This window comes from Myxococcales bacterium, from assembly GCA_016717005.1.
GTDB lineage: Bacteria > Myxococcota_A > Polyangia > Haliangiales > Haliangiaceae > UBA2376.
In genome coordinates this window covers 173,671-186,691 of record JADJUF010000039.1, presented here as the reverse complement: position 1 = coordinate 186,691, position 13,021 = coordinate 173,671, and the positions used below count along the sequence as shown (strand labels likewise).

Genomic DNA, 13,021 nt, shown 5'->3' with positions numbered 1-13,021 from the left:
CGGCTCACTTGGGCTCGACGAGGAGGTACCCGGCCATCTCGAGGTGCAGCGCCGAGCAGAACTCGGTGCAGTACATCGGGAACACGCCGGCCCGGTCGGCCAGGAACGTCATGTCCGAGTGCTCGCCCGGCTCGACGCTGACGTTGATGTTGTACGAGTTGATCGCGAAGCCGTGGGTCGCGTCGTACGCCTGCTCGAGGTTGGTCAGGTGCAGGTGGACCAGCTCGCCCTCCTTGACCCGGATGATGTCGGGCGTGAAGTGCGAGCGGATCGCCGTCATGTAGACGTGGACGCCGTCGGGCTTGCGCTCGATCCGCTCCTTGCCGCCCTCGACCGCGTTGGTCGCGAGCTCGCCGGTGATCGGATCCTCGCCCGGCTTGTAGACGTCGACCGGGTGGAGCTTGTCGGCCTTGATCATCTGGGCGTAGTGCGGCTCACCCAGCGGGATCGGCATGTCGTAGAGGAGCGTCATCTCCGGGCCGGACAGATCGACCAGCTGGAAGTTCTGCGGCAGGAGCGGGCCGACCTTGGTGTAGCGATCGATCGCCCACTTGTTCATCGCGATGAGGTACTTGCCGTCGGGGCTGACCGTGTCGCCCTCGGCGGCCAGCAGGTGGCCGATGTTGTAGTGGCTGGGCAGCTTCTGGACGACCTTGAGGTCCGCCAGCGACCACTTGGCCACCGCGCTCTCGATGAACAAGGACGTGTACGCGAAGCCCTTGTCGTCGAACTGCGTGTGCAGCGGGCCCAGCCCGAGCTCGACCTGGCCGCGGATCGAGTCCTTGTACGACAGGATCGGGACGCCCCAGTCGTCCTTGCCGTCGAACGTCCCGGCGTCCATCAGCGCCTTCATCTTGGCGAAGTTGTAGACGGTGCCGTGGGTGTCGAGCTTGCCGCCGACGACGATCTCGGCGCCGTCGGGCGTCACGTCGACGCCGTGCGGGCTCTTGGGCTCGGGCACGAAGTACAGGAGCCCCTCGCTGACCGCGGTGGCCAGGCGGATGACCTTCATGTCACCCATCATCTCGAACTTGCCGGCCTTGATGACCTCCTCGGCCTTCCGCCAGTTGACGATGTGCATGTAGTCCATGTCGTTCTGCGACATGCCGGACTCCATGGGCGGGTTGCCCTCCATGTCCCCGCCCCACGACAGCTCGGTGTTGATCGAGTTGAAGAACGCGTAGCCGTCGCTGACCTTCTTGCCGGCGTCGGCGAGGTCCTGCGTGTACGGCGGGAACTCCATCATGAACGAGCTGGACTTGTCGATCCGGCCCTTGGCCTTGTCGAACTTCCAGAACACCACGCCGCCGCGGTACTTCTCCTTGTAGTCGGTCTTGGGGTCCGCGTAGCCGCCGCCGAGCGGGGCCGCGTACTGCGCGGTCTCGATGACGTAGTCGGTGTCGGGGGTGACGAACGAGGCGCCGTGATCGGACACCATCAGCTCGGTGGTCACGATCTGCTTGGTCGTGAAGTCGGCGAGGTCGATCAGCGCGATGCGGGCGTTGGCCTTGTCGCCGATGAACAGGTACTTGCCGTCGTAGTCGCCGCCGGACTCGGACAGGGCCGGGTGGTGGGTGTCGGCCCAGGTCACGTCCTTGCCGAAGCGCTTGCCCTGGTCGAGGATGGCCTTGGTCTGATCGTCGAAGCCGTAGCCCTGCCACGGCTCGGGCGTGAACACCGCGATGTACTTGAGGATGCGCATCGACGGGACGCCGATGACGATGACCTGGCCCGAGTGACCGCCCGACGCGAACGTCAGGTACTCGTCGAGCTTGCCGGTCGGGGTGTAGGTCTTGAGCGCGGCCGCGACGTCCGCTTCGGACAGGCCGCGGGCCTTCATGAGATCGGTGATGCCGCCGCCGGCGGCGCCCCCTCCGGTCGGTGCGCTGGGTTTGGTGCCGCCGCAGGCCGCGACGAGGATGCCGGCGGTGAGCCAGCCGAGACCAGACAATGGCAGACGCATGCTGCCCTCCTTGGTGCGGGCTCGAGGCCCGGTGATGCCGGCGCGGCCGGCGACGGTTACTTGCCGCTGAGCTCGCGGATGTGGGCGCGCAGCGCCGCCACGACCGCCGGGTCGCTGAGATCGGGGTTGGCCGGCATCGCTGGCGACTTGCCGACCGCCGCGCCGCCGTACTTGATGATCTTCTCGATGTGATCGTCGGTGACCGAGGCCTGCCACTCGGCGTCGGTGAAGTTGCGCGGCGGCGGCGTCAAGGTCTTCGACGCGACGCCGTCGCCCTTGCCGAGCGCGCCGTGGCACGGCGTGCACCGGGTCGCGAAGAGCTCGGTCGCCTTCGCGGTGGCGTCGCCGGCTGGCTTGGGCGCGGGCGCCGGCTTGGGCGCGGGCGCCGGGCCGGGGGGAGGATCGGACTTGGAGCCGCACGCCGTCGCGAGGACGGCGGCGGCCAGGAGGGTGAGGAGCTTGCTCGTGGACATCGCGCTCGCTGCTTGAGCAAGGTCGATGCCGATCCAAACCGCGCAAGATGCGGCGACGGGCCTGCGCGAGGCGCAACGCCTGCGCGGATCAGGCGTGCAGGCCGCGGCGCTCGGCGGTGCGGTGCAGCCCCGCGCCAGGCGCAATAGCTGCGCGGATCATGCGTACAGCCCGCTCGGCGGTGCGGTGCAGCTCCGCGCCAGGCGCGACGCCAGCGCGGATCAGGCGTGCAGGCCGAGGCGCTCGGCGGTGCGGTGCAGGTTGCCGCGATCGAGGCCGAGCATGCGCGCGGCCGCCGCCCAGTTGCCCCCGGAGGCCTCGACCGCCCGCTTGATCTGGCGCCGCTTGAACTCGTCGACCGCGTCGGCCAGCGGCAGCGGCAGCGGCCCGACGGCGTCGAGCGGCGCTGGCGACGACGTCCGGCGAGGCAGATCGAGGTGCTCGGCGTCGATCGTCACCGGCTGCCCACGCCCGCGGCCGGCCGCGCGCAGCGCCGCGCGCACCAGCGTGTGCTCGAGCTCGCGCACGTTGCCGGGCCAGTCGTAGCCGCTCATGGCCTGGCGCGCCGCGCCGGTGAGCTGGATCGGCCCGAGGCCGAGCCGGCGGCGGGACTCGTCGAGGAAGAACCCGGCGAGGATCGCCACGTCGTCGGCGCGGTCGCGCAGCGGCGGGACCGCGATCGGCAACACGCTCAGGCGGTGGAACAGGTCGCTGCGGAACCGGCCCGCGGCGACCTCGGTCGGCAGGTCGCGGTTGGTCGCGGCCATCAACCGGACGTCGACGTGGATCGGGTGGTCGGCTCCGACCCGCTGGATCTCGCCCGACTGGACCGCCCGCAGCAGCTTGGCCTGGAGCGCCAGCGGCAGCTCGCCGATCTCGTCGAGGAACAGCGTGCCGCCGTCGGCCACCTCGAACTTGCCGGCCCGGGTCTCGATCGCGCCGGTGAACGCGCCGCGGACGTGCCCGAACAGCTCGCTCTCGGCGATCGACTCGGGCAGCGCCGCGCAGTTGACGTAGATCAGCGGACGGTCGCGGCGTCCGCCGGCGGCGTGGATCGCCCGGGCCACGACCTCCTTGCCGACGCCGGTCTCGCCGCTGATGAGCACGGCCAGATCGGTGCGGGCCGACATCGCGACGTCGTCGCGGAGCGCGCGCATCGCCGGCGAAGCGCCGACCAGATCGTCGCGGCTGCGGGCCCGGGCCTCGGCCAGCAGATCGGCGGCGACGCGGGTCGAGCGCGACGCGACCTGCTCGAGCGCGTCGATGAGCTGGCTGGTGCGCATGCACGCGGCGGTCAGCGCCGCGGCGGTCGCGACCTGCTCGTCGGTGAGGTCGTCGAACGCGCTGGGCGCGAGGGCGTCGACCGTGAGCACCCCGATGAGCTCGCCAGCCACCGTGAGCGGGCTGCCCATGCAGGCGTGGACCCGGCTCAAGCCCTCGGGATCCGCAAGCAACAAGCCGTCGAAGGGATCGGGCAGGTGGCTGTCCTCGAACCGGATCGGCCCCGGCGCCCGCAGGATCTGCGCGAGTCGTGGGTGTTCGGCGAGGGCGTAGCGCCGCGCCATCGCCTCGGGCGCGAGGCCCCGCGCAGCGACGGGCGTCAGCGCGTGGCCGTCCAGGCGCAGCAGCGTGACTGCGTCGCAAGGCAAGAACCGCTGGAGGGCGTCGACGAGCCGCTCGTAGCGGTCGATCGCGGTGAGGTTCGCGGCCAGGTCGACCGCGATCTCGGCCAGAGGTGCGAAGTCGCTGTTGTCGCGACGACGTGTTGTGATTCTGAAGGCCCGGGCGGTTGTCACGCCGACGCGGTATTGCACTGGCTGGGCCAGCGACCGGCGCGTCAGCGCTTGACGGTGCCGGTGACCCGGCGGCGGGCCCCGGAGGCCTTCGCGCGCGCCTGCGACGACCCGGGCTTGACCTTCGCGCCGGGGGCCCCGGCGTCGAGCCAGGCCGCCACCCGGCCGAAGTCGGCGAAGCGGGTGGGCTTGGCGTCGGCCCCGAGGAACGAGATCAGGTAGCGGTGGCCGCCGATCTCGGCGGCGGTGATGTAGCAGTAGCCCGCCGCCCGCGTGAACCCGGTCTTGCCGCCGGTGACCTTGTAGGTGCCGGCGACCATCGGCTGGTTGGTCGAGCCGTAGGGGATCTTGTTCATGCCCGAGCGCGACTTCACGACGTAGAAGGTCGTGCCCATGATCTCGGCCAGGACCGGGTCGCGGTGGGCGGCGCGCAGCGCCAGCGCCATCTCGCGGGCGGTCGAGACGTTGCCGCGCAGGCCCGACGAGTCGGTGAACTTGGTCTTCTTGAGGCCCAGGTCCTTGGCGAGCTTGTTCATCTCGGCGATGAGCTGCGCGCGGGTCATCCCCGCGGCCCGGCCCAGGGCGGTCGGTGCGCGGTTGTCGGACGAGATCAGCATCGCCCGGAGCAGGTCGTGGTTGCGAAACGACTGGCCGACGTCGAGCCGGGTGCGCGACCCGCCCTTCGCGGCGCGGGCGTCGTCCTGGGTGATCTCGGTCCAACCGTCGAGCGCGAGCTGGTGCTTGCGGACCGCCATGGCCACGAAGATCTTGGTGGTCGAGGCGATCGCCCGCACTGAATCCGCGTCTTTTGCGAGGATCTCGGCGCCGGTATCCGCGTCGAGCACCACCGCCGATCTGGACTTGATCTCGGGTAATTCCGAGAGCTTGTCAGCATTCGCGGGCGCCGGACGGAGGCCAGGCGCGCCAAAAATGATCCCGACCGCCAGGACCGACGTCACGAACATGGTCGCGCGCATCCAACCAGATGTACCATGCTCGGTTGGACGACGCGAAAATCCGGCAGTACGCCGCCCAAGCCCGCTGACCGCTGGGGCGTCGAACCAGCCGCACCACTGTTTGCCACCGACATGACGCGCCGTCCTGCGGCCGGATGCGTTACACTCGTGACTGCGGGAGGACCCATGGATCCGAACTACCCCGGGGGGCCACCACCGCCCGACCCGATCATCGGCCTTACGATCGGCAACTATCAGGTTCGACAGAAGCTCGGTGAGGGCGGCATGGGCTCGGTCTATCTGGCCGAGCACCCCCACATCGGGAAGAAGGTCGCGCTCAAGGTCCTCCACGCCGAGTTCGCGTCCAACACCGACGTCGTGACCCGCTTCTTCAACGAAGCCAAGGCGGTCAACGACATCGGTCACCCGAACATCGTCGACGTGATCGACTACGGCGTGCTCCAGACCGGGCCCACCGGCGAGGGGCTCGTCTACTTCATCATGGAGTTCCTGCCGGGGTTGACCCTCGGGCAGCTGCTCCAGCGCGAGGCGCCGCTGGCGCCCGAGCGCGCGCTCGGCATCGCGCTGCAGGTGTCCGACGCGCTCGCGGCGTCGCACAAGAACAACATCGTCCATCGCGACCTCAAGCCCGACAACATCATCCTGATCCAGCGCGGGCGCGAGCACGACTTCGTCAAGCTGCTCGACTTCGGCATCGCCAAGCTCACCGGCGATCAGCCGGGCTCGCGCCGGACCCGCACCGGGCTCGTGATGGGCACGCCGGCGTACATGTCGCCGGAGCAGTGCGAGGGCCGCGGCAACGTCGACCACCGCTCGGACATCTACGCGCTCGGCGTCGTGCTGTACGAGATGATCACCGGCCGGGTGCCGTTCTTCGGCGAGGGCTACGGCGAGGTGCTGGTCCAGCACCTGACCGCAGCGCCGCCGCCGCCGTCGACGATCCGCGGCATCATCCCGCCGCACGTCGAGCAGGTGATCTTGAAGGCGCTCGAGAAGCGTCCCGAGATGCGGTTCCCGACGATGGACGAGATGTCCAAGGCGATGGCCGATCCGGTCGGCTACGTCGAGGCCCACGGCGGCATCGGCCAGTTCCTGGCGACGCCGCTGGTGCCCACCAACGATCCGATCCCGATGGTGTCGCGGCTGACGCCGTCGCCGTTGATCAGCCCGCTGACGCCGGTCCCCGGCCAGATGACGACGCCGACCACGCTCGGCGGCGCCGCCGGCACCGCGATCACCGAGCGGCGCAAGAAGCCGCTCGGGCTGTTCATCGGCATCGGCGTCGCGCTCGCCGCGGCGGCGGTGGCCGTGGTCGTCGTGACCAGCGGCGGCGGCTCCGGATCGGGCAGCACCGATCCCGGCACCGGCACCTCGGCCGGTCTCCAGCCCGGCACGGGCACCGCCGTCGAGCCAGGCACCGGCACGGCGGATCCCGGCACCGGCACGGCCGGCACCGACCCCGGCCCGGGCACCGCCGGCACCGGCACCGCCGATCCTGGCACCGGCACCGCCGATCCCGGCACCGGCACCGCCGACCCGGGCACGGGCACCGCGGATCCGGGCGCCGGCAGCGGCACGGCGGGCGCGGGCACCGGCACCGCGGACCCGGCCGGCGGCAGCCAGGTGGCCGCCAAGATCTCGATCACCGTCGCGTCGTCGCCGTCGGGCGCGTGGGTCACGTTCGGTGACGAGACCGATCCGCGCGGCAAGACGCCGATCACGTTCACCGTCGACAAGGCCGACGCCGACGCGATCATCGAGATCGATCTGCGCGGCTACAAGGTCGAGGAGCGCAAGGTCCGGCTCAGCGGCCAGGTCGACCTCGAGGTCGCGCTCAGCAAGGCGCGCGGCTCGCGGCCGAGCGGCTCGAACTCGGGGTCGGGGTCGGGTTCGAGCGCGGGTTCGAGCGCGGGCAGCGGCAGCAGCACCGGCCCGGTCGGCGACGACATGATGGACCCGTTCGCCAAGAAGAAGACCAAGTAGCCCCGTTCTGGTCGCGCGCACCGCACGCGCGCGAGTCCTGGGGCGCCACGTGGCGCCCTCTCTGCACCCACGATGATCATGATGCAAGCCAAGCACAGCCTCGCCGCATTCCTGTCGTTCGCCCTCGCCGGTGGAGCGCTCGCCCCGACCTCGGTCCAGGCCCAACCCCTCGACGAGATCAAGCCGGACGATCCCGAGATGGTCCCGCCGGCCAGCAAGGATCCGACCGAGCGGGCCCGCGAGTTCTACACCCGCGGCCGCAAGAACTACGATCTCGCCCGGTTCCGGCGCGCGATCGCGCTGTTCACGAAGGCGTACGAGGAGCTGCCCGACGGCGCGTTCCTGTTCAACATCGCGCAGTCGTACCGTCAGCTCGACGACTGCAAGCAGGCGCTGTTCTACTACAAGCGCTTCCTGTCGGTGCAGAAGGACATCTCGGCGGTCCAGCGCAAGGAGGTCGACGGCCACATCGAGTCGCTGACCAAGTGCGTGAAGGATCAAGACGCGATCCGCAACCGTCCGCCGGACGGCACCAGCCCGCCCGACATCGGCGGTGGCGGCGGTAACGACGGCGGCGGCACCACCGGCGGCGGCGGTGACGGCGGTGGCACCACCGGCGGTGGCGGCGGGACCGATGACGGCGGCGGCCGCGTCGGGGACCTCGGCGGCGGCGGCGACGGTGGTGGTGGTGGTGGTGGTGGTGGTGGTGACGATATCGACGATGGGGGCGACGACGGCGCCGGCACGCCCAGCGGCCGACCGAAGACGATCGCGGTGTTCGCCCGCGGCGGCGGCGCGCGGTTCGCGGCCGGCAGCCTGACGCCGACCTTCGTCGCGGCCGCTGGCCTCTCGGCCGGCTACCCGCTGACCATCAACGACAAGCTCGCGCTCGACCTCGGCGGCGCGTTCGGGTTCATGCCGGTGGCGTGGAACGGCGCGATGTCGTCCTCGGGCACCTCGTCGCTCATCACCGTCGGCGCGCACGCGGGCGTGACCTACACCGTGGCGCCGAAGATCGGGGTCCGCGGCGAGTTCGACGTCGGGGCGCTGCTGATCACGGGCCTCGAGGCCGGCAACCCGTTCACGCTCAACGCCCAGGCCGCCACCGGCGCGCTGTCGATGCTGTCGATCCGGGCGGGGCTCGCGGCCGAGTACGCGTTCAATCCGAACCTGTCGCTGGTGGTGACGCCGATCGCGTTCTCGTTCAGCCCGGCCTCGTCCGACAGCTTCACGTCCGAGGTGGACTCGTTCACCCGCCTCGAGTTCCTGGCGGGCCTCGGCTACCGCATGTGAACCCGGCCGCCGGCCGCGGCGGCGCCACGTGAGTGATAGGATGGTCGGGCGATGAAGAAATGCCCGTTCTGCGCGGAAGAGATCCAGGAAGAGGCGATCAAGTGCCGCTTCTGCGGGTCGTTTGTGAGCGCGGCGCCGCCGTCCTCGGCCCCGGCGGCCGTCGCGCCGCAGCCGGTCGCCGCGCCGGCCCCAGCGCCGGCGCCGGCCCCGGCGAACGCGCCGCCGTTCGCGCAGCACGCGACCGGCCACGAGCCGCCGCGCGAGCGCAAGACCCTCTACGACGGCGCCCCGTCATGGCGGGCGTATTTCGGCCACTACTTCTTCGGCGCGCTGGTGACGCTGCTGGTGCCCGTGACGATCTCGTTCAAGATCCTCAAGTGGTTCGACGCGTCCCAGGCCAACAAGTTCATGGTGTTCCTGGTGCTGCTGGCCTGTTGCGCGATCTACTTCGCGGGGCTGTACTTCTATCGGAAGTCGATCCGGTTCCGGGTCACCAGCACCAACATCGAGACCGAGCGCGGGATGCTGTCGAAGAAGATCGACATCCTCGAGCTGTGGCGCTGCCGCGACGTCCGCTACAAGCAGAACCTGCTCGATCGGCTGCTCGGCATCGCGCACATCGAGATCTTCACCGCCGACGTCACGTCGCCGCACATCGAGATCACCGGGTTGCCGGCGTCGCGCCAGCTGTTCGAGCAGATCCGCGACAGCATCGAGCTGCAGCGCCAGGCGCGCAACGTCTACGGCGTCGTCAGCTGAGCCGGCAGCCCGACCGCGGGTGAGGCGACCGCGATCAGGGCGACCGTAGCTCGACGGGGGGCTCACGGTTGTCGGGGAGATCGAACATGCCGAACAGCGCGGTCGCGCCGTCGATCGTGCCGGTGACCACGCCGCACAGCCGCGCGCGGGCGCGCTTGACCAGGTCGCCGGTCGCGCCCGCGGCGAGGAACGTCACCCGATCCCCCTGCGCGGTGCGCATGGCCCCGACGAAGTACGTGCGGTCGTCGAGGTCGCGGCGCGTGATCCGGTCGAGCTCGCCCTCGACGCACAGCTGCTTGCCCTGCTCCGAGATCGGGTCCTTCTCGACCTTGGCGATCGTCGTCTCGTCGGGGCGGTCGAGGTCGGCCCACGTCACGCGGTAGCGCGCGAGCAGCGCGGCGCCGCTGGGAAAGTCGCCCGTCGACACCGGCGTCAGCGCGGGCTGCGCCAGCGCCATCGCGGCCCGCAGATCGTCGGCGCGGGCGACGCGCGCCTCGACGGTCTCGGGGACCGGCGGCGGCGGCGTCATCGTCGGGCGGGCCTGCGGCGGGGGCGCGCGCGGGGCCGGGGGACTGGCCGCCGGCGACGTCGAGTCGGGCTTGCAGCGCAGCGCGACGATGGCGCCCAGACCCGCGAGCGCGACGAGCATGGCGGCGACCAGTCCACCACGCCCGCGCGCGCTCGGTGCCTGGCCCGGCGCCGCCGCGCGCTCGCGCCGCCGCGCCTCGCGGCGTCCCTGCGCCGAGGTGGCGTCGACCAGGGGCCGCCGGGTCATCGGGACCTCCTCGACGAGCGAGTCGTCGTAGGGGGAAGGGTCGGCCTTGCGCCGCGCCGACGCGACCTCGAGCGCGGCCTGCACCCACCCCCACTGCACGTCGTTGGGGACCTTGCTCGACGTCCGCCTGCGGTCCTCGAGGCGCCCGGTCCAGCGCGCGGTCGCGATCACGGCGAGCTCGCTGGGCCCCTCGCGGGGGCTGCCGACGGCGGCCTGGATGATGACGAGCCCGCGCGCGTCGCACGTCACCTTCCACACGAACGTGGTCTTGGGTCGCCGCTCGCGGTCGGGCACGAACCGGAGCGTGTCCGAGACGATCCGATCGGTGGCCTCGTTGACGAGGTCGAGGAGGAAGGTCAGGTAGGCGGCCACGTGTCCATCGTAGGTGAAACCGCCCGCGACCGGCGCACGCCGACGCTGGGGCCGCGCCCAGGCCGCGGCCGCGTCGCCACACACGGCGCTCGACCGCGGGGCGCTCAGCGCATCCCGGCCTTCTTCTTGAGCGCCTTGATCTCCGCGGCGGCCTTCGGGCGATCGCGGTCGTCCTTGGCCGCGAGCTCGAGGTAGCGCTCGAACGCCTCGACGCCGAGCCGGTACTTCTTCTGGGCGCTGTAGACCCAGCCGAGGTTGTAGTACAGCGACGAGTTCTGCGGATCCTTGGACAGGCTGTCGGTCAGGAACACCTCGGCCTCGGGGTACTCGCCGGCCTCGTACAGCATGAAGGCGTACTTCGCGGCCGCCTTGGGGTGCGGCGGGGTGGCCTCGATCGCCTTGCCGTAGGCGTTCTTGGCGTCCTGCGGCTTCTTGTTGATCCGCAGCATCTCGCCGTAGACGTACCAGTACGATGAGATCCGCGGCGCCAGGGCGGTCGCCTTCTCGGCGCTGGCTTCGGCCTCGAAGTCGTCGCCCATCTCGTTCTGGGCGATCGCCAGGTTGAACCAGGCCTCGGCGTAGCTCGGGTCGGCCTTGGTCGCGCGCACCAGCCACCCGACCGCCTCCTTGGCCTCGAACTGGAGCCGGCGGACCACGCCCATGTGCATCAACGCGCGCGGGTCGTTGTCGTCGAGATCGACCGCGGCGCGGATCGCCAGCGCCGCCTCGTCGATCTTGTTGGCCTTCTCGAGGCCGATCCCGTACGAGAGCACGTAGGTCAGCTGCTTGGGCGCGAGGTCGCGGGCCTTGCGCAGATCCTCGACGCCCTCGTCGAGCTTGCCGGCGCCGATCAGCGCGCGGCCGCGGGTCTCGAACCCGGCCGGGTTCTCGGTCTCGAGATCGACCACCTCGCCCGCGACCTCGATCGCCGGGAAGAAGTCCTCGGCGCCGATCAGCGCGTTGGCGTAGACCAGCGAGCCGTTCGAGTCGGCGGGCTTGGCCTCGTAGTACGCGCGCGCGATCGCGACCGCGTCAGTGGCGCGGCCGTGGGCCGCGAGCAGCGCGACGTGCTCCTTGACCGTGGCCAGGGCCAGGTCGAGCTTCTCGGCCTCCTTGTACTTCGCGTCGGCGGTGTCGACGTCGCCGGCCTTGGCGGCGGCCCGGGCCTTCGCGAGGACCTCGTCGGCCGAGGGCGCGGGCGGCTTGGGATCGGGCTTCGCGACCTTCTTGGTCGACTTGCCGCCGCACCCCGTGACCGCGACGACCGAGGTCGCGGCGACGGGCAAGGCGGGGCTGGCGGCCAGGGCGGCGGACACGAGGAGGCGGCGGAGCGTGGTCACGCCCCGAGGCTAACCGCTGGGGGCAATTCACGCAAAGCCGGAGGCCTCGATCCAGGCGGCGCCGGACTGGTGTAGGATCGGACCCACGATGGCCCGGATCCGGATCGTCGACGCCTGGCTACGCTCTCCAGCGTCACCGCCGACTCACTATCGATCGATCATGGTCGTGGCCGAGCGGTGGGCGGAGCAGCGCGTGCTGATGCGCGCCTACGCCGAGAGTCCGGATCAGACGAGACCGACGATCGTCCTCCACGGCGCCGAGCTCGCGATCGGCCCGGCCAGCACCGATCCCAACGGCTCGTGGGGCGTCCACGTGCAACCGCCGGTCGACGGTCGCGCCCAGGAGCTGCAGGCGCAGCTCGAGCTGGCGGCCCGGCGCATGGCCGGCTCGAAGAACAACCCGCCGCGCCTCGAGGACGAGAGCGGCACGTTCGAGCGCAAGCGGACCAACAACTGGGCGCCGGGCTCGCCCAAGGACGTGCCCGAGGCGCCGCTGCCGCGGGCGTCGTGGGATCCGGCGGTGGCGGCGTCGCAGCACCTGCCGGCCTACCTGGCGGCGAGCCCCGGCGCGTCGACGATCGCCCCGGGCCAGGTCGCCGCGGTCGTCACGCGGCCCGCGGCCGTGGCGGTGCCCGCGGAGCCGTCGGCGTCGTACGTACCGGCGGCGCCGGCCGCCGAGGTGGTCGCGCGGGGACAAGCCAGCGAGTCGAGCCTGGCGGTGATGCCGGCGACCAACGCGCTCCTGCGTCTCACGCCGGTGCCGTCGCGGCAGGAAGGGGGCCGCGCGCGTCGTCAGACCGCGGGGCCGCGGGTCGCCCGCACCGCGCTCGGCTACAGCTCGGGCGCGGGCGCCCAGAGCGCGATCATCCGGCTGGGCCTGCGCCCGGCGGCGGCGGCGCGCCTGGGGCGGCTGGCCGACCGCACGGTCCCGGCCGACTTCCAGATCTCGTCGGCCGAGCGCGACGTGCTGAACCTGCTGGCCGAGCGCGAGCGCGTGAGCGCGCGCGCGGTGCGAGAGCTGGTCGGGATCATCGACGCGGTCGCGTGGATGGAGGCGCTGATGGCCAAGCTCGAGAGCTTCGGCCTCGATCTGATCGCCCCCGGCGACGCCGACGGCAGCGAGCCGACCTACCGGCTGCGCTGGTAGGCGCGCGCCGCCCTCGACCGACCGACGCACCCTGCGCCGGCCAGCTTCGGTCGGCGGGGCCGCCGGCGCGCGCCCGGTCGGCGGCGACGGATGCCACCAGGCCTTCAGGTCGGCGCGGCGCACCTGGTCGCGCTCGAGCGGGCGCCGG

Annotated in this window: 10 protein-coding genes; 4 read left to right on the top strand and 6 right to left on the bottom strand. The window is 71.5% G+C overall.

Features of this window, described 5'->3' with window-relative positions; genetic code table 11:
- Positions 1–4 precede the first annotated feature (4 nt).
- From nosZ to IPL61_31775, 4 genes are all read right to left on the bottom strand, one after another.
- Positions 5–1,963: a Sec-dependent nitrous-oxide reductase gene (gene nosZ / locus IPL61_31790; GenBank protein ID MBK9035783.1), complete on the bottom strand. Its 1,959-nt coding sequence runs from the start codon at positions 1,961–1,963 to the stop codon at positions 5–7.
- A gap of 56 nt (positions 1,964–2,019) precedes the next feature.
- Positions 2,020–2,436 carry a c-type cytochrome gene (locus IPL61_31785; GenBank protein MBK9035782.1) on the bottom strand — a complete coding sequence of 139 codons (417 nt, stop codon included), beginning with the start codon at positions 2,434–2,436 and terminating at the stop codon, positions 2,020–2,022.
- A 219-nt stretch (positions 2,437–2,655) separates the two neighbouring features.
- Complete coding sequence (gene norR / locus IPL61_31780; GenBank protein MBK9035781.1) at positions 2,656–4,206, bottom strand: nitric oxide reductase transcriptional regulator NorR; 1,551 nt, start codon at positions 4,204–4,206, stop codon at positions 2,656–2,658.
- 65 nt (positions 4,207–4,271) lie between these two features.
- The gene (locus IPL61_31775) at positions 4,272–5,204 is read right to left on the bottom strand and encodes a D-alanyl-D-alanine carboxypeptidase (GenBank protein MBK9035780.1); all 933 of its coding nucleotides are present in this window, start codon (positions 5,202–5,204) and stop codon (positions 4,272–4,274) included.
- A 165-nt stretch (positions 5,205–5,369) separates the two neighbouring features.
- On the opposite strand from IPL61_31775, the gene IPL61_31770 reads away from it, so the two are divergent.
- From IPL61_31770 to IPL61_31760, 3 genes are all read left to right on the top strand, one after another.
- Positions 5,370–7,187 (top strand): protein kinase, encoded by a 1,818-nt coding sequence (locus IPL61_31770; GenBank protein MBK9035779.1) that lies wholly within the window; start codon positions 5,370–5,372, stop codon positions 7,185–7,187.
- A gap of 78 nt (positions 7,188–7,265) precedes the next feature.
- Positions 7,266–8,480 carry a hypothetical protein gene (locus tag IPL61_31765; GenBank protein ID MBK9035778.1) on the top strand — a complete coding sequence of 405 codons (1,215 nt, stop codon included), beginning with the start codon at positions 7,266–7,268 and terminating at the stop codon, positions 8,478–8,480.
- A gap of 51 nt (positions 8,481–8,531) precedes the next feature.
- Positions 8,532–9,239: a PH domain-containing protein gene (locus tag IPL61_31760; protein ID MBK9035777.1), complete on the top strand. Its 708-nt coding sequence runs from the start codon at positions 8,532–8,534 to the stop codon at positions 9,237–9,239.
- A 34-nt stretch (positions 9,240–9,273) separates the two neighbouring features.
- On the opposite strand, the gene IPL61_31755 is transcribed toward IPL61_31760, so the two are convergent.
- Together IPL61_31755 and IPL61_31750 are read right to left on the bottom strand one after the other, a co-directional pair.
- Positions 9,274–10,386 (bottom strand): hypothetical protein, encoded by a 1,113-nt coding sequence (locus tag IPL61_31755; protein ID MBK9035776.1) that lies wholly within the window; start codon positions 10,384–10,386, stop codon positions 9,274–9,276.
- Positions 10,387–10,490: 104 nt separating this feature from the next.
- Complete coding sequence (locus tag IPL61_31750) at positions 10,491–11,726, bottom strand: tetratricopeptide repeat protein (protein ID MBK9035775.1); 1,236 nt, start codon at positions 11,724–11,726, stop codon at positions 10,491–10,493.
- Positions 11,727–11,886: 160 nt separating this feature from the next.
- On the opposite strand from IPL61_31750, the gene IPL61_31745 reads away from it, so the two are divergent.
- Positions 11,887–12,873 (top strand): hypothetical protein, encoded by a 987-nt coding sequence (locus tag IPL61_31745; protein ID MBK9035774.1) that lies wholly within the window; start codon positions 11,887–11,889, stop codon positions 12,871–12,873.
- Positions 12,874–13,021: the final 148 nt, after the last annotated feature.